A 23,944-nucleotide genomic window follows, 5' to 3' on the forward strand; every position below is an offset into this window, starting at 1 on the left:
TGGCTGGACTTAGTTAAGAGGCTTTAGATTGTTTTGCTTTTAAAATTTCCGTTCTTAAGCTTTGCGCTAACTCTGCAGACTCAGCACCCATGCCATTGACCATAAAGGCATGACGGGTCAAGACATTGGTTGGATTAGGTAAATTCACCAATTGATAACTTTCAGAAATGTCTTTCAATAATTCGTTGCTTAAATGTACGGCACTTTCTTTGGCCGACAACTGTTGGACCAAACGCTCAGCAGCTTGATTTGCAGACAGCTGCATTGCATCGACTGCGGTTGAAATGCCACAACGCGTTTGCAAAACAAAGCGCTTTTCTTCGCGGTAACGTTTATACAAAACCTCAGATAGCAGTTGGAACACACTGCTGATCATCATTAAACATGGCACTGCATTGGGTGTGTCTGTCGACATGCTGAGGGTGGCACCATGCTCATTAAAGGATTGAACTGTAGTGATGTCTGAGCTGTTGAGTTTGTAGTGTTTTAAACAAAGTTCTGTGCTTTTATTGAGGAAAATCTGACACAAATTAAAGTATGGAATAGACACGGTTGTATTCACCGAGTCCATCAGCTGTTTCGGGTCGTAGAATTGAATATTGAGCGCAACCGAATGATTATCCAAAATCACGGGTTTCTGTTCTTTAGGCTTTGCACTGGTTTTGATTTGTTGTTGTGCTTGGGCAATCGCGACCGCCGTATGGTGTTTTTCCTGTTCAAGCGTTTGGGTTAAAACTTGAATTTCATGTTTTAAGCGGGATTCATTATTGATCCGTGCCAAATATTCGGTACGGCTTGGGCGCGCAATGGCACGATAAGCCAACCACAGTAAACCATGAATCGCTAAGGACAATAAAATCGCTAACCACTGAGTACGTAAAATCTCCCCCATACTTGGTTTAATGAGCGTGATTTCAATGCTACCCACTTTCTTTTCATTTTGCAGCGCATCACGGACAAACACTTCGCCATCACGTGTTCGAACTTGGCCACCTGTCGCCAAGACTTGATTGTTGGCATCCAAAATGCGAATGGAAGCTACGCTTGGGTTGGTCGCATAGCGATCCACCAAAAGCGCAAGGGAAACCGTGTTGGCAGGCTCCAGCTCTGCAAGACTGTCTGTGACTAATTGAGTGGTCATCAGTTGGCCTTGGTTGGCACGGTTTTCATTCAGTTGATGAGTCGTTGCCAATACCAATAAAAAGGTATGTAAAGCAAAACTTACAATTAATAGGCTAGCAAATAGCCCTTGTCTAGGCGCATTCAACGTAAACTTCCAAAGAAAATATATTCAATTTCGATTATGATTCTAACAATAGTCGTAGCTCAGACCCGAGTCAATTCATGCGAGAAATCATTCTTATTTCATTTTTAGGACCAGACCAGCCGAATCAGTTCACTCGATTAATGCAGGTATTGTCCACTCATTCATTACAAATTTTAGATGTCGGACAAGCAGTTATTCATAACCAATTGACCTTAGGTATTGTTATTTCTTCAGACGACCAAACCGCAACAGCTTTGGCGATGAAGGAAATTCTAATTTTAGCACATGATATTGGTTTAACTGTACGTTTTAAACCAATCACTACAACTGAATATGACCAGTGGGTGAGCGAAGGTGGGCGGACGCGTTATATAGTCACAGCTTTGGCGCCAGAGCTTGAGGCGTCTCACTTACAAGCAGTTACAAATATTGTGTCCAACCAAGGTTTCAACATCGAAACCGTGACCCGTCTGTCTGGTCGTCCAGTCTTAAATGGCGAAGTCGATGGGCCGAAACGCGCCTGTGTTCAATTCGGTTTAAGTGGTCAAATGCTGGATGCCGCAGCCATGCGTGCAGCTTGTTTACGTTTGTCACATGAACTGAATGTCGATGTGGCGGTACAAGAAGACAATGCCTACCGTCGTAACCGCCGTTTGGTGTGTTTTGACATGGACTCGACCTTAATCGAGCAAGAAGTGATTGATGAACTGGCGATTGAAGCGGGTGTCGGCGCACAAGTCGCTGAAATTACGGAACGTGCAATGCAGGGTGAGCTAGATTTTCAACAAAGCTTCCGTGCACGTGTCGCACTGCTAAAAGGGATGGATGCTTCTGTCCTACCTAAAATTGCAGAACGTCTGACCGTTACAGAAGGTGCTGAACGCTTAATTTCGACTTTAAAAGCGTTGGGCTATCGCACGGCTATCTTGTCGGGTGGTTTTCAGTACTTTGCAGAGTATCTACAAGCCAAACTTGGTATTGATGAAGTCCATGCCAATGTCTTAGACGTTGAAAATGGGTTGGTGACGGGCGAAGTTAAAGGTCATATCGTCGATGGTGCGCGTAAGGCATTATTATTACGTGAGTTAGCCGATAAGATGGGCATTTCTCTTGAGCAAGCGATTGCAGTGGGCGATGGTGCGAACGATTTACCGATGCTGTCGATTGCTGGCTTAGGTGTAGCTTTCCGTGCGAAACCGCTGGTGAGACAAAACGCCAATCAAGCCATTTCAAGTGTCGGCTTAGATGGGGTGTTGTATTTATTGGGTGTGCACGATAAAGACTTAAATCGTGCTTAAAGCATCTCGGTGTTATAAAAAACGCAGCCTTTGAGCTGCGTTTTTTTGTTGCAAATTTAAGCGAAAAACGATGAGCGGTAAGTGAAAAATGTCGATAAAAACAACGATCAACAGAATTGGAAAAAATATTTTTAAACGCTGAAAATACGGGTTTTATTTTGTAATGACACGCCAAGACTGAGCGCGTCTTTGTTTTGGAAAAGTTCAAATCTAAAAAAATGTAATGACAATATAATATGGCGACAAGGTATGTCGCATTCTAAAAATACAAGCCTTTTTTTCTTTTCAAAACTGCTCATAATGCATGCATAGAGTTTGAAAGCTACACAATCCATTAATTTTAAACGGTATCGGGGATGAGTTCAGCACAGTGTATCAGTTGCATGAATTTATCTTAGACGGAGGTTTTTATGGTAACAGCGAATTTAGCAACCATCGTTGGCTTAAGTTTAGTCGCCGCTGCGTTAATTGCTGTTTTCTTTTCGCCTTATCGTCGCTGGTTGAGTTTTATGGTGGCGGGTATGGTGTTTTGGGGAATATTGGAAGTCATTCGCCTAGGTGTGCAAGCAGCGTTTGAAATGCCGATCACTTATAGCTACTTAACTGCTTTAACTTCAGCGATGCTTATTGTGACGATGTTGCTTCTACGTGAAGACCGTCGTGCAGAACGTGCACTGGCGCAGCGCCGTTGTATTGAACATACACCTGTATATGAAGATGACCAACAGCAGTGCTCTAGCCGCTAAGTCATAACCTCATACCGTAAAAGAAGATGCCTAGAGCATCTTTTTTACGTTCTTACATGATTGTTATACAAAGCCTAGCGGTAAAAATGGCAACTTGTGGTAGCATTGAAAACAGTCAATTTATCAACAATTACAATAGGCTTTCATGTCATGAAACTATCTTCAATTCCTGTGGTTAAACTTCCATTGGTTGATGTCAGCACGGATCCGCTGGATTTAATGGTTACTGGTTTGGCATTTCGTATGAAACAGCTGGCGCGTACCAGTCCAAAATTTATTGAATTAGTTCATGAACGTCAGTTCCGTATTCAAATTGGTACGGATCTGGGTATGGCACGCCAAATTATTGTGAACAATGGTCAGATTGATACCGTTTCGGGTGATGCTGAAAAAGCCGATTTTATTTTACAGTTCGCGGACAGTGAGCAGGGCGTGAAAACTTTAATCAAAGGTGACCCAACCGCATTTATGACAGGCATGCAAAACGGCAGCATTAAAATGGAAGGTGATTTTGGTCTCTTGGTTTGGTTCAACCAAGTTGCAAAATTGGTTCCACCCAAGCTACCAAAGCCTGTGAAAGCAAAAATTAAAGCTGCTCGCGCGTTTTTGAAAGAAAAAACTGGTAAATAAAAAGATTTTTTAAACGTCTCGATTCCGTCTCTTTTATAAAAGGAAGATTGAGCGCGATGAAATCGAAAAAGCCCTCGATAGAGGGCTTTTTTATGCATGGTGTTTTTATTCGACTTCTAAATTGAAAGTCACGGGTCCATCATTGACCAAATGTACTTTCATATCGGCAGCAAAAATACCGGTTTGCACATGCTCAAACTGGGTCTGGGCATATTCAACCAGTTGTTCGTATAAGGCTTGGGCATCATTTGGTGGCATGGCCGGTCCAAAGTCAGGGCGTAAGCCTTTTTGGGTTTGCGCCATTAAGGTGAACTGAGAAACTAAAAGAATACCCCCACCAGCTTGACTGACATTCCAACCCATTTTGCCTTGTTCGTCGTCAAAAAAACGATACTTTAAGATTTTATCGATCAGTTTTTTGCCTTTGTCTAAAGTGTCTTCTTTCCCAAGGCCTAAGAAAACCAAGATACCGTGTTGAATTTCGCCTGTGGTTTCACCATCGACCACCACTTTAGCTTCGAGAACGCGTTGTAATAAGGCCCGCATGACTGATTCTATCTACCATTTGATTGTGCAGACTGAAATTGTAGCAAACCTAATGCAGCACAGGAGAAACATCGATTGAAAAAACAAGGCAATTGCGTTGATATTCACAGCACTGTTTAAGTAAAAGAGCATAGACCAAAAGCGATGACAGCAAGGGCATCAACACTTGGATTCTGAATCAAGAGAAACAAGGGATGTACCGAGTAATTGGTCGAATAGCAAGACTGAATTACCAAAACATGGCTATGCAGTTTTAAAAAATGTGCTTTAATGCAATAAGTTGCTAAAAACCGAAAATGATATGTCTGCCATCATCCAATCCTTATTAGATACTGATCTGTACAAATTTACGATGCTACAGGTGGTCCTGCATAAGTTTCCCCAAGCGCATAGTGTGTACCAGTTCCGTTGTCGTAATTTGGATGACACGGTCTATCCTTTGGTTGACATTCTCGATGATTTAAATCACCAATTAGATTTGCTCTGCCAATTACGTTTTCAAGAAGATGAACTGCAATACCTACGCAGTTTGCGCTTTATCAAAAGTGATTTTGTCGATTATTTAGAGTTGTTTCAGCTCAAACGCCGTTTTATTGTGGCCAGTATTGATCACCAAGGTCGTTTAGACATTCGAATTGAAGGGCCGATGGTTCAAGCCATGATGTTTGAGATCTTTGTGCTTGCCATCGTCAATGAGCTGTATTTCCGCCGTATTCGAACTGATGAGGTCATGGCTGAAGGTGAACGTCGACTACAGGCCAAAGTGGCTTTATTAAAACACTATGAAACATCGCAAACGCCAACTGATCCCCCATTTTTAGTTTCTGACTTTGGTACGCGTCGCCGCTATAGTTTGGCGTGGCAAAAACATGTGATTGAAGAGTTTAATCAAGCTGCACCGCATATTTTCCGTGGCACCAGTAATGTCTTAATTGCGAAGCAATTGGGCCTAACCCCGATTGGCACTATGGCACATGAATTCCTACAAGCATTCCAAGCGTTAGATGTACGTTTACGTAATTTCCAAAAATCAGCACTGGAAACCTGGGTACAAGAGTACCGTGGTGATTTAGGTATTGCTTTGACAGATGTGGTGGGGATGGATGCATTCCTGCGTGATTTTGATTTGTACTTTGCCAAACTGTTCGATGGTTTGCGCCATGACAGTGGTGACCCGTATGAATGGGGTGATAAAGCCTATGCTCACTATAAAAAGCTGAAAATTGACAGTAAAACCAAAATGCTAACGTTTAGTGATGGACTGAATTTAGAGAAAGCATGGGATCTACACAATTATTTCAAAGATCGCTTCCAAGTTAGCTTCGGAATTGGCACCAATTTGACCAATGATATGGGACAAACGCCATTAAATATTGTGCTTAAACTGGTCGAGTGTAATGGCCAGTCAGTTGCGAAAATCTCGGACAGTCCAGGTAAAACCATGACCGATAATGATACTTTTTTGGCGTATTTACGTCAGGTTTTTGAGATTGCTGAAGCAGAAACCAATTAATCCATTCTGGCATTGTGCATTAAAAAACTGGTGAATAGTGATATCTATAATTCTGCTAAAAGAATGCAAAAAATCAGAATAATTGTAAAAATGAGTTGTGCTAAGATCAAAGTATGATCTGAAAACATACGAAATAATATGACACATTCTGCCTTTGATTTTGGCTTGTTGATAGACGCAGAGCAGTTGGTTCCGCATTTAGGGAATGACAAATTACGCATCGTCGATTTAAGCCGTGCCTCAGTCTATGACCAGTTGCATATTCCACATGCTTTACATTTAAAGCCAAAATTTTTGGTGCGCCAAGACGAACAAGCCACGGGACTACTTCCCGATGTAGACGGTTTACAAGAACTGATTGGTTATCTGAATATTTCACCTGAGCATCATGTGGTGGTTTACGATGATGAAGGTGGCGCTTGGGCAGGACGCTTGATTTGGAATTTACATTGCTTAGGTTTTGAAAATACCAGTCTGCTGAATGGTGGAATTCATGCATGGCTTGCAGTAGGACTTCCAACCACTTCTGAAGTGGAGCAGTTTGAACCTGTTAGTACGTTGGTACAGGTCGATCAAGCCAAAATACAGCAGTATCGAATTGAATATGCTGAGTTATTAGAGAAAGTTCAAAGTAGCCAAGTCCAACTCTGGGACTGCCGAACAGAAGACGAATATACCGGCCTGCGTCTTGCAGCGCGACGCGGCGGTCACATTCCAAATGCACTACATTTTGAATGGAGTACTGCCCTTAACCGTGAAAATCATTTAAGATTGCACCCTTTAGAACGCACGCAGCAACGCTTAGAGCAATTGGGTTTTAACTTAAATGAACCTGTGGTGGTGTACTGTCAGTCACATCACCGTTCAGGACTGGCTTATATTTTAGGTCGTTTATTGGGTTGGAATATTCAGGCGTATGACGGTGCGTGGAGTGAATGGGGCAACCGCCTCGACAGTCCTATCATTACCGGAGAGATGCCGTCTTGAGCCTCACATCACGCTTAAAAAAACAAATTTTCATTCAAGCTCAACGTGTTGTACCCCAACATCAGTTATCACGTGTCGTGGGCAGAGTCGCAGCCAGCGAAAATCCAATTGTGAAAAATGCGGTCATCACTGCGTTTAAAGCGCAGTACGGCATTGATATGTCGATTGCTGAGCAGAGCAATGCACTGAAGTTTAAGTCCTTTAATGAATTCTTTACCCGTGCATTAAAAGAGGGTGTACGTGATATTGATACCGATGCGACCAGTATTGTGTCACCTGCGGATGGTGCGATTTCACAGTTGGGTCCCATTGTGGAAGGTGATATTTTCCAAGCCAAAGGACAAAAATTCACCGTTGATAACTTAATTGCAGATCCGCAGTTGGCTGAACCGTTTAAAAATGGTCAGTTTGCAACGGTGTATTTATCGCCTAAAGATTATCACCGTGTGCATATGCCATTTGCAGGCACATTGACGGAAACCTTATATGTGCCGGGTGAATTGTTCTCGGTCAATCAAACCACTGCTGAAAACATTCCAGGCTTGTTTGCCCGAAATGAACGTATGGTCTGTTTATTTGATACAGAAATCGGCCGTATGGCCGTAGTTCTCGTTGGTGCCATGATTGTGGCGGGGATTGAAACTGTTGCGACAGGAAAAGTGAAGCCGACTGGCCGTTTAGAGCTAAATCAGCATGACTTGTTCTTGGACAAAGGCGCTGAACTGGGTCGCTTTTACTTAGGCTCAACTGCTGTGGTACTGTTTGAACAAGACAAAATGACGTGGGATGCCGCCTTTAAAGCCAACTCGACTGTGGTGATGGGTGAAGCGATGGGACATACAGTTTAATCGTTTCAGCTCTCGATCTCCGTCCTTGTTAAAGGGACGGTGAGAGACAAAAAAAGCACCGATATCGGTGCTTTTTTCATGCTTTTGAAGAAAGGTTTATTCAGGATTATAGGTGCGTTCTTTAGGGAAAATCACTTTAAAAATAGAGCCTTGATTTTCTTTAGATTCAATCTCTAAATGTGCTTGGTGCTGCATTAACACGTGTTTCACAATTGCGAGTCCTAAGCCTGTGCCACCCGTTTGTCGACTGCGTGCGCTGTCGACACGATAGAAGCGTTCGGTTAAACGAGGCAAGTGCTTAGGATCAATGCCTATGCCAGTATCTTCCACAGTAAAATAAGCCTGTTCACCATTGTCATGCCAACCCATGGTCACCGTTCCGCCTTTCGGCGTGTATTTGATGGCATTGGTAATCAGATTACTAAAAGCGCTGGCCAACTCCATATCTGAACCGATTAAGTCGCAATGACTGTCAATGTCGAGATTGAGCGTATGCCCATAATCAATATTATAGGCATGCGCATCGTCATAAAGTTGGTTCATTAAGCTAGGCATATCAATGATTTGATTTTTAGCAATTTGCTTGTCATTTTCTAGGCGTGACAGTAAGAGCAAATCATTCACCAAGGCATTCATGCGTTTAGCCTGTGCCTGCATTTGATCAAAGGCCCGCTTCCAACGTGGGTTGAGGTCTTCTTGGTCTGTAAAAGTCTCAATATAACCACTGAGTACTGTGAGTGGTGTACGTAGTTCATGTGAAATATTATCGACAAAGTCTTTACGCATTTGTTCGAGATTGTGCATACGGGTCACGTCATAGGCGACCAGTAAGCGACTTTCACCACCAAATCGGGTCATTTTGACTTGAACATAATGTTCATCAAAACTGGATGACTTCATTTTTAAGCCATCTGGTGCAGCATCAATATTATTATAATAATCCACAAAACTTGGTTGGCGTAATAAAGTCAAAATATTACGACCACGGTCATTTTGTTCGATGCCTAATAACCGTTCTGCGGCAGGGTTCCACCATTCAATTTGTTGCATGTCATCAATCAGCACCACGGCTTCTTGCAAAGCGACCAATGATGACTGCGCCCGATCAATCAACCCGACCATTTCTGCTTGTACAATCCGTTCTTGGCGCTGTGCCCGATAGACATTGAACAATAATGCCCCCCAAATGCCACCAAGGTTGGGTGGAACTTCATAGGGACGATTGGAAATCCAGTCATTGACCAAATACAAAGAGCGCATTTGCAGAATGAAAAAAACGGCAAAGGCAAAGGAGATACACGTCCAAAAATAACCGACGCCAAAGCCAATCAAGCTTGCAATCAGCAAGAAAAAAGCAAGGAGACGTAAGTCCTGTTTGGCAAAGCCCCATAAACTGCTGTATCGCGTTTTTTTATGCTCGCGCGCAAGTTCAGGGACCGGGTAGGGTTCATACATAAAACAAAATTAACCTAGGGCGATATCCGCACGTGTAGAGAATCGATAGCCTGTACCCCGAACTGTTTGCACAAAGCGATCTGCAGCATAAGGCTCAAGTACTTTACGTAAGCGGCGAATATGCACGTCGATGGTACGGTCTTCAATATACACGTTTCCGCCCCAGACTTGGTCAAGAAGTTGTGCACGGGTGTAGGCACGCTCAGGATGAGTCATGAAGAAGGCCAATAAACGATACTCGGTTGGCCCCATGTCGAGGAAATTGTTACCAAAGCTGACCCGTTGGCTGACAGGGTCTAAGATTAAGCCATTGGCATCAATCGATTTTTCACCGCTGAGCGCATTAGCGCGGCGTAAAACGGCTTTAATGCGTGAAACCAATTCACGGGTCGAAAACGGTTTGGTCATGTAGTCATCTGCACCAGCGTCCAGACCTTGTACTTTATGGTCTTCTTCACCACGTGCTGTGAGCATAATCACTGGAATTTCAGAGAGATTTTCATCGCGCTTGAGACGGCGACATAAGTCTACGCCACTGACACCACCGGGCATCATCCAGTCGAGCAAGATCAAAGCAGGGCGCTGATCCACAATCATTTGGTGGGCTTGTTTTGCATCTTCTGCTTGTAAGCATTGAAAGCCTGCCATATCCAACGAGGTGTGAATCATTTCTCGAATGGGAAGTTCATCATCGACGATTAAAATGTAGTCATCTTTCACAACGCAATATCCTATTGTAGGTAACGGCAGGCCGTTTTAATTTTATGACAGGCTTATTACAAAGATTAATTATGACAGTATCATTGCAAAAAACAGACGATTGATGAAATTTGCAAAAAAATGTGACAAAAAACCGTCATATTGGGATTCAAAATTAATGGAAGTTTAATCTAAATTGCATTCGAAAATGCCGATCTCATCCAAGTGAAAAGTCTTAGACATCCAATTTTGCCCGTGTATTGGGGTCTGAAAAGGTTTCTAGAAGTGAAATAAATACAATACGGCTGGAGGATAAAACTTCTTCAAAGGATTGTTTAAACCCACTAACCACCCAACGGATCGCAATTTGTGTGACATAGCCATTGAGGCCTGTGGCGACCAGCGAAATTTCACGTTCGGACCGGTTAATTTGCGGCATCATCAGCATCACAAAGGCTTGAATCATCCGGTCAAAACGGGTCATGGTTTCATGAATGGTGGCTTGGTTATGTAATTCTTGGACCAACATTGCATCGATATAAATAATACGCGCCATGCGGGGATTGTCTTTTAAGGTGGTGAGCAGGGCACGCAGTCCAGCATCAATCATTTTGTGTGGATCTGAAGAAGCTTGCATGATGGCTTGCATGACATTGTGCTGTAACTCATCGATCAGTTTTAAAAAAATGGTTTGAAACAGTTGCTCACTTTTTTTAAACGATTCATAAAAATAACGTTCAGTAAGTTTGGCTTCATTACAAATATCTTTCACCGTCACGGCAAAAAAGCCGTGAGTGCCGTAGGCTTCAATTCCTGCTTCAATTAGTTTTTCACGACGCAGCTGTTTACGTTCAGAAAGCGATAAGCCCTTGAATTGTCTTTCTTTGGTTTTATTGTTATCGCTGTTTTGTTGTACTGGTTCAGATGCCGTCATCAGATTTCATCGCCCTATTTTAAAGCCAAGGTTTTGCATAGTTTAGCAATAAACCACGACTCTACCTATGCGTAGGCTTTAATCTCTAGCTGGTTTTCATGGACTTGACACTTTTGGCTATTAAATTTATGACAATTGATATTGTCAATTATAAAAAAAGCATCTACAGTCGATGTACAAAGATAAAGGACAACCACAATCTCATGAAGAATTTTAAAAATAAAGTCGCGGCAATTACAGGTGCAGGATCGGGTATTGGCCAACAATTGGCACTTTTATTGGCCAAGGCGGGCTGTCATGTATCGTTGAGTGATGTCAATGAGCAAGGTTTGGCGAAAACGGTTGAACTGCTACAAGGCAGTAATGTACGCGTTACCACGAAAAAATTAGACGTCTCAGACCGTTTAGCGATGCAAGCATGGGCTGAAGAAACCGTACAAAATCATGGTTCTGTGAATATGATTTTTAATAATGCTGGCGTTGCTTTGGGTTCAACTGTAGAAGGTGCATCCTATGAAGAGCTGGAATGGATCGTGGGGATTAATTTCTGGGGTGTGGTCTATGGTACCAAAGAGTTTCTGCCTTATATTAAAAAAACAGGCGATGGGCATATCATCAATATTTCTAGCTTATTTGGCCTAACCGCTCAACCGACTCAGTCTGCTTACAATGCCACTAAGTTTGCGGTGCGTGGCTTTACGGAGTCATTACGCCAAGAGTTAGATATGGAAAACTCTGGCGTGAGCGCGTTGTGCGTGCATCCGGGTGGGATTCGAACCAATATTGCCAATGCTGCCAAAGTGAATGACAGCTTGCGTAGCATTGGGATGAACCCTGAGAAATCTGCTCAGACCTTTAATAAATTATTACGCTGTCCACCTGAAGAAGCAGCGCGTCAAATTTTAGAGGCGGTACAAAAAGACAAGCGTCGTTTATTGATTGGCAACGATGCGAAAACCTTAGATTTGATTCAACGTATCTTACCGACGGGCTACCAAAAAGTGACTGCTTTTGCGACCAAATTAAGCCAAAGAAAGTCTTAAAGTCATGATGTAAAAAACCCACCAAGATGGGTTTTTTTATGCTTTATTTTAAAGATCGTCATGATCAAAAAACGCGTTTTATCAAATACTCGTTTAGCTTTAAATGAGCGTTTCAATGGTCTTTTTCTTCCAAACATATTGATAATAAAGCCCTTGCATGATGCATAAGCTGACAAAAGCCAGCGCATAAGCATACCAAATACCTTGCAGTCCCCACCATTCACTAAATAAGTAGGCACAGGGCACTTCAATCATAATAATCGCAATAATATTGATGACCATGGGCATGGTGACCGTACCGCTGGCCCGCATAATGGAGGCAAAAATAGCACTGGCACCAAAGAATAAAATGGACCACAGCACAATAAACAACAGCTGTTGTCCCAGCTCAACTACCGCATGGTTAGTGATAAAGAGTGCCATGAGGTATTTGGAGAAGAGATAGGCCAAGACCACCAAAGTGCCTGTAATGATGATGTTCATGCCGAGCGCTGTACGCGTGACTTTGGCCAATAACTCAGATTTGCCTGCACCAATGGCTTGTGCACCAAAAATCGATGCGGCAATCGCAATTGAAAGTGCAGGAAATTGAATATAGTTTAGGACCTGATTGACCGCACCATAAGCAGCTGTTGCATCTGCGCCGTGACGGTTGACTAGGCCTACAATCACAAGACCTGCGACGGAGGTGGTGATCATTTGAATGCCTGTTGGAACTCCTAAGCGGAGAATGATTTTACTCAGCTGGCGGTCAAAGCGAATATGACGCAGCAGTTGTGCATCGAGTCGGAGTGGGTGCTTTTTATAGTTCAAATAGAAATATAAAAAGGTCAGCACAGAAACAAAGCCTAAAATGGTCGCAATGGCAGGCGCAACAATCCCCAGTTTGGGAAAGCCAAAATAACCCGCAATCAGAACTGGTGTGACACAAAGCCCAATCAAGATGGTCATGCCAGAAGCAATCAGAGGTGTCGTGCTGTCTCCGACGCCGCGTAAAATTGAGGTATAAATAATATATACAAACAGTAAAGGGCTACCTGCCAACATCCATTGCACATAAGGTAGCGAGAGATGCATGACGTCTTCATCGATACCTAAAGCCGATAAAATTGGTCGCGCAAAAACTACCCCAAGAAACGCAATAAAGCTACCACCAATGAGGGTCATAAAAATAGTGGAGCCGACCACCGCACGTACTTTTTTAATATTCTGTGCGCCCCATGCTTGACCAACCAAGACGGTTGACCCCGCAGATAGTCCAATTACGAAGGCCATTAAACAAAACAGGATGGGGAAGAACACTGCAACTGCTGCAATCGCCTGCACCCCCATCATCTGTCCGACAAAGATGGTATTAATCGTACCCGACAGATTTTGCAGAATATTGGTGGCAATCAAAGGCATCAGGAAAATAAAAAAGGCTTTCCATAGCTTTTGTTGTTGCACCAATGGGGTGTGTGCTGACATAAGTCATCCTGAGGTTATTTTTATTACATTTCTAAGGCTTACCCTAGCATAGTTCGGCGCTGAAAAGCCGATGTATTTCAGTAAGCGGAGCCTGTTTCTGTGCAAAAGAAAAGCTGAAAAAATTTAAACGCTTTGCAAAATTTCAGCTGCCTGAGCCAAGGTTTGATCGGTCTTGGCAAAGCAAAAACGAATCATGCGCAAAGCCTCTGGCGCCTGCTGATAAAACACCGAAACAGGAATGCCAACAATGCCATGCTGCTCTGCCAGAAAGCGGCAAAATTCAACATCGTTTAAATCGGGACGAATGTGGCTGTAGTCGACATTTTGAAAGTAAGTGCCTTGTGAAGGCCGCCATTGAAAGCGTGAACCGGTTAAACCCTCAATAAAACGATCGCGTTTTGCTTGATAAAAGCCCGCTAAGTTTTGAATATGCTCAGGATGTTGCTGCATATAATTGGCTAACGCCAGTTGTACTGGGGTGACTCCGCAGAAGTTGGCAAACTGATAGACCTGTCGGAACAGTTGCATGAGCGCAGGTGTAGCAACGCAGTAGCCGGTTTTCCAACCGGTCACATGAAAGGTTTTGCCAAAGGAACCCACGACCACACTGCGCTCACGCAGTTCAGGAAAAGACAGCGCCGAATAGTGACGTTGACCATCAAATACCAGATGCTCATAGACTTCATCGGACAGAACTAAAATATTGGTGTCGCGAATCAGTTCAATCAGGGTGAGCCAATCTTGCTGGCTCCAGATAGCACCACTCGGATTGTGTGGCGTGTTGATAATGATCAGCTTAGTTTTGGCTGTGATGGCCGATTTGACCTGCTCCCAATCGACCGAAAAATGCGGTGCTTGGAGCGCAATATGAATGGCTTTACCCCCGACCAAAGCCACACTTGGCGCATAGCTGTCATAACTGGGGTCAAAAATGATGACTTCATCGCCCGCATGGACTACGGCTTGAATGGTGGCAAAAAGGCCAATGGTTGCGCCCGGAGTGATGGTAATTTCAGTCATCGGGTCGAGCTGAATCTGATCGCGGTGTGCAAATTGCTGCGCCAGTTGCTCGCGTAATAACCAGACTCCATCGCCTGGAGCATACTGATTGAAACCACTTTGAGTGGCCTGTGCTAAAGCATCTAGCAGTTCAGCGGGGGCTTCGAAGTCTGGGAAACCTTGGGATAGATTTAGGGCATTTAAGCGCTGTGCCATGGCAGTCATGGTGCTGAAAATAGTGACGCCTTGTGCAGGCAGTTTAGATGAAGGCAACTGAATCATGAATGCTTAAAAGTGTCTAAATATCAGCCCAAAATAGCATATTCATCCCTTTTTACTTATGCAAATTTTGCATGTAGGGCAGGGGTGAAGCATGCATTTTTGTGGATTGCTTTTATAAGAGCTGTTCAACTGCCGCGCGAATCATCCCCAGTGCTAAGCCAATAAATGCACCGACTACCACACCATTGACCCGAATCATATGCAAGTCGCCACCGACTTCATTTTCGATCTTGTCAATCATTACACTGGAGTCCCATTCGTGAATACGTTCACTAATAAAACGAATGACTTTTTCACTGTATTGGTCACTGAGATTGACCGCAATGCCGCTGAGGCGTTGATTGAGCAAGTCTCTGACGGCTTGATTCGAAATGATGTTTTCCCCGATTTGTTGAATTGATACACGGATGTTGTGAGCAATACCAGAGTCTGGTTTTTGCAAGTCTTGCTTAATGGCATCACATAAAATGACCACTGCACCGCTAATAAAATTCAGCACTTGTGGGCTATCCAGCAAGGCATCTTTGGTCTGGTTTAAACGCTGGCTGGCCCTACTGTTGCTGTCTGCTAGTTCGAGCATGAGCGCGTGCCCCATCGCTTCAATTTTTTGACGCCACGGATGCTCAGGATCAGCCAACATCGATTCGACTCGTTGAATGAGAGAGTCGATGGTTCTTTGCTGCACATCGATGCCAATCCAACTGGCCCCTTTGGCCAGTTTCCAGACCCCGAGTTCTTTGAACAAGGTTCGGGTCAACTCACGACTTTGTTCAGGATGTTGGGTCATCCAGTCATGCGCCAAGTCGAGTCCGCGTTGTAATACATCTTGATGGAAATCATTTTCCAGCACTGCACGCAGCATTTCACTGGCCAAATGATTGACCTGAGTGTTACGCACCCACTGCACGCTGTTACTTTGAATAAAGCGTCCGATTTGTTCTTGGCCCACAAACTCAAACACTTTAGGCACCGTTTGTTGAATGACTTGGGTGACTTGCAGATTGTTTTGTGGGTTGGCGAGCCATTGACCAACGGCAAAAGACAGGTCGGTACTTTGCAGACTTTTTTCCACCACTTGTGGAGAAAGAAAGTTCTCTTGTACAAAGCGGCCCATAGACTCTGCAATACGGTCTTTGTTACGGGGAATAATTTCGGTGTGATCGCGTAAAAACTTTGGAATCGGCATTTTTCCAAAGGGATTACGGAACAGCACAGTAATGGCATACCAGTCAGCCAAGCCACCCACCACACCTGCTTCTGCGGATAACATTAAAATATGAATGATCCAAACCTTGTCTGTGGGGACAAACTTGGCAACGACCATCAGCAGCAGCCATGTCACCACTGCCGTGATTAGGGCAATGGTGGCAAAGCGTTTGCTGCGTTTCAGACTCGATGGGACGGCTTGAGGTTCATTCATAGGCAGGCTCTATGCTTTATTTGCTGGTCGACGCGGGACTGCTTGGTTCGGGCGGCGGGAGGACTTCACCGGTTGGACTTAAACCGTATTTTCCACCCAGTGATTTTAAAATCAGCGTGGCATCAAAGGCATCGCTTGGTGCCGATTTTTGGTCTTTAAAGCATTGAATGCTGTATGACACTTGCACGGGGTCAATGTCGACTACACGTGGTACATCATAGAACGGGTCAGGCCAAAAGGCTGGATGACGAGAATAATAACCATATGGGTAATAAGGCATTGGGTTTGAGTACACCACGGCTTGCCTTGGTGGTTGGTTTTGGTTGCTCGGGTCATTCAGTACTTTAAAGAAGCGATAACCATTTTGCACTGTGGTTTGCGCGGCTTTGACCAGGGTGATTTCTTCAGCCGTGCCATAGCTCATATTTGGACGCGCTTGGAAACTGATGCGATAAGTCGAGGTGTTTAAAGGCGTATTACTAAACCGACCTAACTGGTCGAAGGTTAAGGGCTTTGAGGGGGTAGAGGCACAGCCTACTAAACTCAGACCCGTCGCCAGTGCACAGGCGATTAAAATTTTCTTCATGAGATAGACTCCTTAGCACAGAGGGAGAAGCCGAACAGTTAAAAATGGCTGTTGGGCTGAGTCAAAAAATCCAGTTCTTCTTGGCTTGAGTTGCGGCCAAGGACTTGGTTCCGATGCGGATAGCGTCCAAAACGATCGATAATCACTTTGTGACGCTGTTCAAAATCGAGGTTAATCGGATTGCCTAAGTCTTCGAACAATTTTAAAGCATATTGATGAATAAGTTTCGATTCACTATGCATAAAGGGCATATATAAAAAACTGCGTTGTATGGGTGGCAGTGCTGCATCCAGTTTTAGCGTGATGGCTTCTTGTGCTAAAGCCAAGGCCAAGGCATCCTGAGCAAAGGCCAAAGGACTGTTGCGATACAGGTTTCTCGACAGTTGGTCGAGCACAATAATTTCAGCCAAACGCCCTTCAGCACTACTGCGCCAAGACCATAGCTCAGCATGCGCCGCTTGTTGATGAATTGTCTTAAATTTTTCTTCGATGAGTGCATCGAACGCATCATTTTGGCTAAACCACCAGCTTTGGTTTTTGGGATCGAACCAAAAATCTAAAATTTCTTGATAATTCATAAAGTTTACAATTCTTTAGCATTTATTCTTCAATACAATCACACTTTTGACATGTCTAATAGCGTAACTTTGTGATAAATATTTTCCGAAAAAATAGAACAGATGGTTTACTTGAAAATAGGACTGGGTGTAATGTGCCGAATTAAAATCACGTTATACTGATATAAACTGATGATTTTATTTTATTCGTCGTTGTAATTGTTTCTTCCAAAAAGTGAGATTGTAATGGGTCAACCCGCATCTAAATCTACAGCTGTGTTACCGACTTGGGTCAATTCATCACTTTTGCAAGGGATGTTACGCGGGATTGAGCGTGAAAGTCTGCGTATGCAAAGTGATGGTTTTTTATCACAAGCCGATCATCCGCAAGCTTTGGGTTCTGCGCTGACTCATCCGCATATCACGACGGATTATTCAGAAGCTTTATTAGAATTTATTACGCCACCCCAGCCCAGCATTACTGAGGCGTTGCATTATTTAAAAGACATTCATAGCGTGGCGCATCGTCATCTGGAACATGGTGAAAAGCTCTGGCCGCTGTCGATGCCATGTATGTTGGATGACAATGACGATAAAATCCGCTTAGCCCAATATGGCAGCTCAAATATTGGGAAGTTCAAGACCTTGTACCGTCATGGTTTAGGGGTACGTTATGGTCGCCGTATGCAAACCATTTCAGGTTTACACTATAACTTATCTTTTCCTGATCAACTGTTTGAACAATTACAACAACATGAAACAGATGAAGCACTAAAAGCCTTATCTGCGCAAGACTATCGTAGTCACCGCTATTTTGGTTTGATCCGCAACTTTATTCGCCTTACACCGTTGGTCATGTTTTTGGTCGGGGCAAGCCCATCGGTCTGCCAGTGTTTTATGACAGGGCGCGAACATCATCTGTTGCCATTGCTGCGCGGTACCTTGTATTTACCGTATGCGACTGCTTTGCGGATGGGACGTTTTGGTTATCAAAACTCAGCACAAAAGCAGCTCGGTATTCATTACAACAATATCGATGGTTATCTCGAAGGCCTACAAAAAGCAGTCAAAACGGCTTATGCGCCGTTTAGTCGCTTAGGCCTCAACGATGCGCAGGGCGAACCGATTCAAATTAATGATCATGTCCTACAAATTGAAAATGAGTACTACAGTTTGGTGCGGCCAAAGCAAGTACCGCAAGCAGGTGAAACTCCGTCCCAAGCGCTGAGCAATCGTGGCGTCGGTTATGTAGAACTGCGTGCGGTGGATGTGAACCCGTATAGCCCGATTGGGATCAATGAAGATACCGCAGGTTTCTTAGAAGTGTTGGCGCTGTATTGCTTACTGCTGGATAGCCCAGACTTATTAGCAGAAGAGCAAGATCAAATCGAGAAAAACCAAGCGGAAGTGGTCAATCGTGGTCGCGCACCGAATGCTGCAATTGCTGTGGGTGAGCAGTCATTCCCGATTGAAGCATGGAGTCAGTCTCATTTAGAGGCGATGCAAGAACTGGTTGTGTTGTTAGATCAGTGCTATGACACGACACTCTATAGTAAAGCGATGACAGTCATGCAACAGAGAGTCGCTGAAGTTGATGATACTTTGTCGGCGCAGATGATCGAAGATACTCTGGAAGCGGGTGGGACATGGGGCTTTGGTAGCCAAATGGCTGCACAACATGCATCGAGTTATGAGCGTCATCAGTTGAGTGCAGAGACATGGGCTTATTTTGACAATTTAGCCACGCAATCACTGCAACAACAACAGCAATTAGAGCAAGACAGTCAACTGAGTTTTGAACAGTACCTTGCACAATTTAGATAAAAAATTAAGAGGATTGACCATGCAATGGAGTTATCGCTTCGTGAGTGGTGTTTTGGTTTTAGCCAGTATCATCGGGATGGCCTTTGCCTTGTATTTAGAGCACGGCCCGCTACAGTTAAACCCATGTCCACTCTGTGTGTTCCAACGTGTGGGACTGATTGGACTGGGGATTATTTCGCTGATTGCTTTTTTGCATAACCCTGCATCGAATGGTTTTAAACGCTTTTATGCATTTTTAGGCAGCCTATCGATCTTATGGTCGGCAGGTGTGGCAGCACGTCACGTGTGGTTACAGAGCTTACCGCCTGATCAAGTGCCGAGCTGTGGCCCAGGCTTGGATTATTGGTTAGACACGTTGCCGCTGCGTGCTGTGTTTGAGCAAGTTTTAACAGGTTCAGGTGAATGTGCACTGGTAGATTGGACTTTCTTGGGTCAGTCTTTACCTGTGTGGTCTTTGGTGTTTTTTGTGGCATTGGCGTTGATTAGTCTGTGGCAATTGTTGCGTAAATATCCAAGCCACGCGAAGAAAAAATAATAAAGATAAAAAAAGCCAACGTGATGTTGGCTTTTTTTATGAGGTGAATGAGGGGGCCTAGGTGAGCGCAATGCCCTCTAAGTCATCCAACCCGATCATATATTCATGCACTTGACCATATTCCGTTTCAGTTGGATTTGGATAGAACCAATTTACGATTTGTTCGGCAACACTAGCATGGGTGTGTAGCTCAAAATGGTTTAAGCCGTAGAAAATGGCTTTATGTGAATCGGGGACTTTCAGTTGAAAGCGCGGATTCATATGCTCGCCTAAGGCACTTTTCACACTGACCAAATAATCCCCAATCACATTGAGCGCACGATATTTGCGATGTTCAAACTCAATGGTACCTGCCACCAAGAAGGTATTGATATGAGAGGGCAAGGGGGCTGGCTTACGGTTGTCATCGACATGACCAATGCGCGCTTCATTATGTTCCCAGTCATCATCCCGCACACTGCCATGACGTAAGTCTAAAATACCGTTGCTGCGAATGTTGACGATATGCCCAATAATTTTGACAAAAGGGAAACGTCCCAGTTTGTCCTGCAAATGAAAGCCAAAACGTTCTAAAGCCGCACCATGATGGGGAGAACCAATACAAACCATGTTTTCCACCACATGAATCCAGCTTTGCATATTTTGTTTGCCGTAGAACAGCGCACTGCGTGAAACCAGTCCACCCATACTGTGTCCAATCAGATCAATCGAGCTAATGCGTGGGTTACGGTTGAGTAAGTCTTGTAATGAGTTGGCAAAGCTACGCCCATTGGCTGAAATACGACGACCCGTGTTGTAGTTGAGATATAGCATGGTATTTTGTGCACGTTGCGCCAGCAGTTTTTCCCCTATACCGCCATAACGCGCCGTGCTCCAGTACAAATGGTTCATGCATAGACCATGGACCATAATCACCACGCGACCAGACAACTCGCCTTGCTGGATGGCACCGTAATGATCATAAAACACCATCGGTAGCGCCACAGGGTTGTGATATTTCAGTAAATAGTCGCCCAAAACGCCGTTGATTGCACCGACTAAATAATGCATGGTTGGGGTTAAGGGTTTGCGATGCAAATTCGGAAATTTTTCAATGATATGACGCAAACTTGGCGCCAATAAATAGCTACCGTAGTTTTGCAGGGTATTGAAGGAAAATTGGTAAATTTTTTCAATTGACCGTGTCGACAGAAACTTCTTGGAACTGGTTTCATTCATCCCAAATAAACTGATTAAAATTTCACGCTGAATGGCCTGAATTAAATCGTGGACGACATCGCCTAAGCGGGTTGTCACCAACTGAGCAATCCCTTCAAGCAGATCGGCTTGGCTGGGAGGAGTACGATCCCATTTACAATAGGTCTCGTGCAGAGGCGTTAAACTTGGCATTTTTTCTACCCTTGTGTTTCTGTGTCCAAAGGGACTTTATTTTTTTCAACGATCACGGTATAAATTCTTAGCACTCTAGCTTATCTAATTCATCTCGAACAACTTTTACAATAGCGATGAATACACAGATGAGCTTATTATTTTGTCTGACAATTTTTATATCCATACAAAATAATACAGTCGGCTGATGCCATCTCTTTTGAGTTCAATAAAAATGATGTAGAAGAGTAAATGTACAGCATGAATATTATTTATTTACATGGCTTTCAAAGCAGTTCTTTATCGATTAAAGGTCAATTGCTGAAACGCTATTGCGAATCTCGTCCACAGTGGCACGTGCATTTGCCAGACTTGAACATGCCGCCACATTTGGCCTTAGAAAAATTGGCCGCCTTGATTCAGGAGTTGGATCAGGTGGTGCTGGTGGGCAGTAGCTTAGGTGGGTTTTATGCGACACAACTGGTCGCGAAGTTGGCAATACCGGCTGTGCTGATCAATCCGGCTATGCAACCATGGCACTTGTTCCGAGATCTATTTGGTGCGACGCAACTGCCCTATAGAGTCAATCAACATTGGACACTCGATGATGCACAATTGGACTATTTAGAACAGATTGAGCTGCCATTTGTGCAAGATGCAGACAAAATTTTAGTGTTATTGCAACAAGGCGATGAAGTTTTGGATTATCGTGAAGCACAGCGCTATTATAATGGCGCAGCGCTCGTGATCTCGGAAACGCAAGGCAATCATGCGATGGAAGATTTCGCAGACAAAATACCGATGGCATTACAGTTTTTATCGGACTGCTTAAAATAAGGAAACAGTACAACGTGTCTCAATATACGGCTCAATCGCTTGAAGTATTATCTGGTTTAGATCCGGTACGTCGTCGTCCCGGCATGTATACCGATACCACACGCCCAAACCATTTGGCGCAAGAGGTTATTGATAATGCAGTCGATGAGGCACTGGCTGGCCATGCCAACAAAATTACCGTCACCGTTTATAAAGATGGTTCGCTCTCAGTCGAAGACAATGGTCGCGGTATGCCTGTCGATATTCACCCCGAATACGGTCAAAGCGGGATCGAGATCATCCTGACCAAACTGCATGCAGGTGGTAAATTCAGTACCGACAACTACCAGTTTTCAGGTGGTTTGCATGGCGTAGGCATTTCCGTGGTGAATGCCTTATCTAGCCGAGTTGAAGTAGAAGTTCAGCGTCAAGGCAACCTCTACCAAATGGCGTTTGAGCACGGTGAACCGACTGCACCCTTGGTGGTATTAGAAGGTAAAGCTCCGAAGCGTGCGACAGGAACCACCGTTCACTTTTGGCCTGAAGCTAAATATTTTGATTCACCGAAATTTGCTCTGAAAGCGCTGAAGCACAACTTAAAAGCCAAAGCAGTTTTGGCGGCAGGTTTGCAAATCAATTATGTCGACCAAATCAATGACGAAAAAATTGTTTGGCAGTTTGAAAATGGCCTCGTCGATTATTTGATGGATGAAATTGAGGATCGTGAGATTCTGCCTCATCCAGCTTTTGTGGCAACAGGAGATGCTGAGCGTGCCAGTGCCGAATTTGCCATTTGTTGGAATGTCGATGGCGGCGAGTTGGTCCAAGAAAGTTATGTGAACTTGATTCCCACTGCGCAGGGTGGTACCCATGTGAATGGTCTACGTTCAGGTGTGACCGATGCGATGCGCGAGTTTTGTGAACTGCGTAATTTGCTGCCACGCAATATGAAGCTATCGGCTGAAGATGTCTGGGATGGTGTGAACTATATTTTATCGTTGAAGTTCCAAGAGCCACAGTTTTCAGGCCAAACCAAAGAGCGTTTATCCAGCCGTGAAGCGTCAGGCATTGTCCAGAACATTGCCAAAGATGCTTTTGCACTGTGGTTGAACCAAAACTCCGATATTGCCATGCAGTTGGCTGAAATGGCGATCTCAAAAGCGGGTCGTCGTCTGAAAGCTGCGAAAAAGGTTGAACGTAAGAAAATTGTGGCAGGGCCGACGTTACCCGGCAAACTGTCAGACTGCGTTGGGCATACCTTAGAAGAGTCTGAACTGTTCATTGTGGAAGGAGATTCTGCGGGCGGTTCAGCCAAGCAGGCGCGTGATAAAAACTTCCAAGCCATCATGCCCATTCGTGGAAAAATCTTAAATACTTGGGAAGTCTCTTCCGATGAAGTCTTGGCTTCGCAAGAAGTGCATAACATTGCCATTGCGATCGGGGTCGATCCGGGGTCGGATGATTTATCCGAATTACGTTATGGCAAGATTTGTATTTTGGCCGATGCTGACTCGGATGGTCTACATATTGCGACGTTGCTGTGTGCTTTGTTTGTGAAACATTTTCCGATCTTGGTTGAAGAAGGGCATCTATATGTGGCGATGCCACCACTGTATCGAATTGATGATGCAAAAGATGTGCACTATGCCTTGGACGATGACGAGCTTGAAAGCATGTTGAAAAAATGCAAAACCAAGAACCCACAAATTACTCGATTTAAAGGTTTGGGTGAAATGAATGCCAGCCAATTGCGTGAAACCACATTGGATCCAAACACACGCCGTTTGGTGCAGTTAGATTTGGATGATAGTCACTTCACCGCAGGTTTATTGGATAAATTGCTGGCAAAAAAACGTTCGAGTGACCGTAAAGAATGGTTGGAACAGAAAGGTAATTTGGCCGAGTTGGTGGTTTAAGTACGGTTAAGGACAAAATAAAAAGCCCGCACATTGCGGGCTTTTTGATGCGCAGATGAGCAACAAAATTGCGCTTAATCTGTGCACAATTTTTCAGATCAATCGACTGAATTAGGCGAAATGAATTGATTTGGAACAAATGATGTATACAAGTTTGTATGCAGAAAAGCAGTCATCTGGGCGCAAATCTATCTAAAATACAGTGCAT

At 44.1% G+C, this 23,944-nt stretch carries 22 protein-coding genes; 11 read left to right on the forward strand and 11 right to left on the reverse strand.

All coding sequences use genetic code 11. From position 1 onward, the window contains the following. Positions 1–13: 13 nt before the first annotated feature. On the reverse strand, positions 14–1,267 hold the full coding sequence (locus RR876_RS10550) for a hypothetical protein (RefSeq protein ID WP_332481843.1): 1,254 nt from the start codon (positions 1,265–1,267) through the stop codon (positions 14–16). Positions 1,268–1,344: 77 nt separating this feature from the next. Between RR876_RS10550 and serB the strand changes: the two genes are divergently transcribed. From serB to RR876_RS10565, 3 genes are all read left to right on the forward strand, one after another. Further along, on the forward strand, positions 1,345–2,565 hold the full coding sequence (serB, locus tag RR876_RS10555) for a phosphoserine phosphatase SerB (RefSeq protein ID WP_063454374.1): 1,221 nt from the start codon (positions 1,345–1,347) through the stop codon (positions 2,563–2,565). Positions 2,566–2,975: 410 nt separating this feature from the next. Next, positions 2,976–3,311 carry a ciprofloxacin tolerance protein AciT gene (gene aciT / locus RR876_RS10560; protein WP_332476276.1) on the forward strand — a complete coding sequence of 112 codons (336 nt, stop codon included), beginning with the start codon at positions 2,976–2,978 and terminating at the stop codon, positions 3,309–3,311. 150 nt (positions 3,312–3,461) lie between these two features. Next, positions 3,462–3,941 carry an SCP-2 sterol transfer family protein gene (locus tag RR876_RS10565; RefSeq protein ID WP_332476278.1) on the forward strand — a complete coding sequence of 160 codons (480 nt, stop codon included), beginning with the start codon at positions 3,462–3,464 and terminating at the stop codon, positions 3,939–3,941. A 105-nt stretch (positions 3,942–4,046) separates the two neighbouring features. Here RR876_RS10565 and dtd read toward each other — a convergent pair whose 3' ends face one another. Beyond that, the gene (gene dtd, locus RR876_RS10570) at positions 4,047–4,487 is read right to left on the reverse strand and encodes a D-aminoacyl-tRNA deacylase (RefSeq protein WP_332476279.1); all 441 of its coding nucleotides are present in this window, start codon (positions 4,485–4,487) and stop codon (positions 4,047–4,049) included. A gap of 301 nt (positions 4,488–4,788) precedes the next feature. Here dtd and pncB point away from each other — a divergent pair, with 301 nt between their 5' ends. The 3 genes from pncB to asd all read left to right on the forward strand — a co-directional run bounded on the left by pncB (position 4,789) and on the right by asd (position 7,835). Next, positions 4,789–6,000 carry a nicotinate phosphoribosyltransferase gene (gene pncB / locus RR876_RS10575; RefSeq protein ID WP_332476280.1) on the forward strand — a complete coding sequence of 404 codons (1,212 nt, stop codon included), beginning with the start codon at positions 4,789–4,791 and terminating at the stop codon, positions 5,998–6,000. A gap of 138 nt (positions 6,001–6,138) precedes the next feature. Further along, entirely contained in the window at positions 6,139–6,987 is an 849-nt protein-coding gene (locus tag RR876_RS10580) for a sulfurtransferase (RefSeq protein WP_332476281.1), read from the forward strand. Beyond that, positions 6,984–7,835: an archaetidylserine decarboxylase gene (gene asd / locus RR876_RS10585; protein WP_332476283.1), complete on the forward strand. Its 852-nt coding sequence runs from the start codon at positions 6,984–6,986 to the stop codon at positions 7,833–7,835. Before RR876_RS10580 ends, asd begins: the two co-directional genes overlap by 4 nt. 96 nt (positions 7,836–7,931) lie before the next feature. On the opposite strand, the gene phoR is transcribed toward asd, so the two are convergent. The 3 genes from phoR to RR876_RS10600 all read right to left on the reverse strand — a co-directional run bounded on the left by phoR (position 7,932) and on the right by RR876_RS10600 (position 10,923). Next, positions 7,932–9,290, reverse strand: coding sequence for a phosphate regulon sensor histidine kinase PhoR (gene phoR, locus RR876_RS10590; RefSeq protein WP_004691795.1), 1,359 nt, complete (start codon positions 9,288–9,290; stop codon positions 7,932–7,934). Between the two features lie 9 nt (positions 9,291–9,299). After that, positions 9,300–10,010 (reverse strand): phosphate regulon transcriptional regulator PhoB, encoded by a 711-nt coding sequence (gene phoB / locus RR876_RS10595; protein ID WP_004691794.1) that lies wholly within the window; start codon positions 10,008–10,010, stop codon positions 9,300–9,302. A 214-nt stretch (positions 10,011–10,224) separates the two neighbouring features. Beyond that, positions 10,225–10,923 (reverse strand): TetR family transcriptional regulator, encoded by a 699-nt coding sequence (locus tag RR876_RS10600; RefSeq protein WP_063454377.1) that lies wholly within the window; start codon positions 10,921–10,923, stop codon positions 10,225–10,227. A gap of 203 nt (positions 10,924–11,126) precedes the next feature. Between RR876_RS10600 and RR876_RS10605 the strand changes: the two genes are divergently transcribed. Then, positions 11,127–11,966: an SDR family NAD(P)-dependent oxidoreductase gene (locus tag RR876_RS10605; RefSeq protein ID WP_005401472.1), complete on the forward strand. Its 840-nt coding sequence runs from the start codon at positions 11,127–11,129 to the stop codon at positions 11,964–11,966. Between the two features lie 99 nt (positions 11,967–12,065). Here RR876_RS10605 and RR876_RS10610 read toward each other — a convergent pair whose 3' ends face one another. From RR876_RS10610 to RR876_RS10630, 5 genes are all read right to left on the reverse strand, one after another. Then, positions 12,066–13,433: an MATE family efflux transporter gene (locus RR876_RS10610; protein ID WP_332476284.1), complete on the reverse strand. Its 1,368-nt coding sequence runs from the start codon at positions 13,431–13,433 to the stop codon at positions 12,066–12,068. A gap of 123 nt (positions 13,434–13,556) precedes the next feature. Continuing rightward, positions 13,557–14,714, reverse strand: coding sequence for a methionine aminotransferase (locus tag RR876_RS10615; RefSeq protein ID WP_332476285.1), 1,158 nt, complete (start codon positions 14,712–14,714; stop codon positions 13,557–13,559). 112 nt (positions 14,715–14,826) lie between these two features. After that, positions 14,827–16,134, reverse strand: a complete 1,308-nt coding sequence (locus RR876_RS10620; RefSeq protein WP_332476286.1) for a DUF445 domain-containing protein — start codon at positions 16,132–16,134, stop codon at positions 14,827–14,829. 16 nt (positions 16,135–16,150) lie between these two features. After that, positions 16,151–16,720 carry a hypothetical protein gene (locus RR876_RS10625; RefSeq protein ID WP_058951504.1) on the reverse strand — a complete coding sequence of 190 codons (570 nt, stop codon included), beginning with the start codon at positions 16,718–16,720 and terminating at the stop codon, positions 16,151–16,153. A 38-nt stretch (positions 16,721–16,758) separates the two neighbouring features. After that, complete coding sequence (locus RR876_RS10630; RefSeq protein ID WP_114837386.1) at positions 16,759–17,298, reverse strand: DUF924 family protein; 540 nt, start codon at positions 17,296–17,298, stop codon at positions 16,759–16,761. 225 nt (positions 17,299–17,523) lie between these two features. Here RR876_RS10630 and gshA point away from each other — a divergent pair, with 225 nt between their 5' ends. Together gshA and RR876_RS10640 are read left to right on the forward strand one after the other, a co-directional pair. Next, positions 17,524–19,101, forward strand: a complete 1,578-nt coding sequence (gene gshA, locus RR876_RS10635; protein WP_332476288.1) for a glutamate--cysteine ligase — start codon at positions 17,524–17,526, stop codon at positions 19,099–19,101. A gap of 19 nt (positions 19,102–19,120) precedes the next feature. Further along, the gene (locus RR876_RS10640; protein WP_058870537.1) at positions 19,121–19,636 is read left to right on the forward strand and encodes a disulfide bond formation protein B; all 516 of its coding nucleotides are present in this window, start codon (positions 19,121–19,123) and stop codon (positions 19,634–19,636) included. 57 nt (positions 19,637–19,693) lie between these two features. On the opposite strand, the gene RR876_RS10645 is transcribed toward RR876_RS10640, so the two are convergent. Next, entirely contained in the window at positions 19,694–21,025 is a 1,332-nt protein-coding gene (locus tag RR876_RS10645; protein ID WP_062031880.1) for a hypothetical protein, read from the reverse strand. A 240-nt stretch (positions 21,026–21,265) separates the two neighbouring features. On the opposite strand from RR876_RS10645, the gene RR876_RS10650 reads away from it, so the two are divergent. Together RR876_RS10650 and parE are read left to right on the forward strand one after the other, a co-directional pair. Further along, positions 21,266–21,841 (forward strand): YqiA/YcfP family alpha/beta fold hydrolase, encoded by a 576-nt coding sequence (locus RR876_RS10650; protein ID WP_332476481.1) that lies wholly within the window; start codon positions 21,266–21,268, stop codon positions 21,839–21,841. Between the two features lie 14 nt (positions 21,842–21,855). Then, on the forward strand, positions 21,856–23,736 hold the full coding sequence (gene parE / locus RR876_RS10655) for a DNA topoisomerase IV subunit B (protein ID WP_004978337.1): 1,881 nt from the start codon (positions 21,856–21,858) through the stop codon (positions 23,734–23,736). The last annotated feature ends 208 nt before the right edge of the window (positions 23,737–23,944 follow it).

The organism is Acinetobacter sp., from assembly GCF_036666595.1.
GTDB lineage: Bacteria > Pseudomonadota > Gammaproteobacteria > Pseudomonadales > Moraxellaceae > Acinetobacter.

Excerpts from the sequence above, each read along its gene's own strand:
- RR876_RS10630 (WP_114837386.1), bottom strand. The coding sequence starts at position 17,298 with ATGAATTATCAAGAAATTTTAGATTTTTGGTTCGATCCCAAAAACCAA.
- RR876_RS10610 (WP_332476284.1), bottom strand. The coding sequence starts at position 13,433 with ATGTCAGCACACACCCCATTGGTGCAACAACAAAAGCTATGGAAAGCC.
- RR876_RS10625 (WP_058951504.1), bottom strand. The coding sequence starts at position 16,720 with ATGAAGAAAATTTTAATCGCCTGTGCACTGGCGACGGGTCTGAGTTTA.
- RR876_RS10650 (WP_332476481.1), top strand. The coding sequence starts at position 21,266 with ATGAATATTATTTATTTACATGGCTTTCAAAGCAGTTCTTTATCGATT.
- RR876_RS10600 (WP_063454377.1), bottom strand. The coding sequence starts at position 10,923 with ATGACGGCATCTGAACCAGTACAACAAAACAGCGATAACAATAAAACC.
- serB (WP_063454374.1), top strand. The coding sequence starts at position 1,345 with ATGCGAGAAATCATTCTTATTTCATTTTTAGGACCAGACCAGCCGAAT.
- RR876_RS10565 (WP_332476278.1), top strand. The coding sequence starts at position 3,462 with ATGAAACTATCTTCAATTCCTGTGGTTAAACTTCCATTGGTTGATGTC.
- aciT (WP_332476276.1), top strand. The coding sequence starts at position 2,976 with ATGGTAACAGCGAATTTAGCAACCATCGTTGGCTTAAGTTTAGTCGCC.
- dtd (WP_332476279.1), bottom strand. The coding sequence starts at position 4,487 with ATGCGGGCCTTATTACAACGCGTTCTCGAAGCTAAAGTGGTGGTCGAT.
- pncB (WP_332476280.1), top strand. The coding sequence starts at position 4,789 with ATGTCTGCCATCATCCAATCCTTATTAGATACTGATCTGTACAAATTT.
- RR876_RS10615 (WP_332476285.1), bottom strand. The coding sequence starts at position 14,714 with ATGATTCAGTTGCCTTCATCTAAACTGCCTGCACAAGGCGTCACTATT.
- RR876_RS10605 (WP_005401472.1), top strand. The coding sequence starts at position 11,127 with ATGAAGAATTTTAAAAATAAAGTCGCGGCAATTACAGGTGCAGGATCG.
- RR876_RS10645 (WP_062031880.1), bottom strand. The coding sequence starts at position 21,025 with ATGCCAAGTTTAACGCCTCTGCACGAGACCTATTGTAAATGGGATCGT.
- RR876_RS10580 (WP_332476281.1), top strand. The coding sequence starts at position 6,139 with ATGACACATTCTGCCTTTGATTTTGGCTTGTTGATAGACGCAGAGCAG.
- RR876_RS10620 (WP_332476286.1), bottom strand. The coding sequence starts at position 16,134 with ATGAATGAACCTCAAGCCGTCCCATCGAGTCTGAAACGCAGCAAACGC.
- phoR (WP_004691795.1), bottom strand. The coding sequence starts at position 9,290 with ATGTATGAACCCTACCCGGTCCCTGAACTTGCGCGCGAGCATAAAAAA.
- RR876_RS10640 (WP_058870537.1), top strand. The coding sequence starts at position 19,121 with ATGCAATGGAGTTATCGCTTCGTGAGTGGTGTTTTGGTTTTAGCCAGT.
- gshA (WP_332476288.1), top strand. The coding sequence starts at position 17,524 with ATGGGTCAACCCGCATCTAAATCTACAGCTGTGTTACCGACTTGGGTC.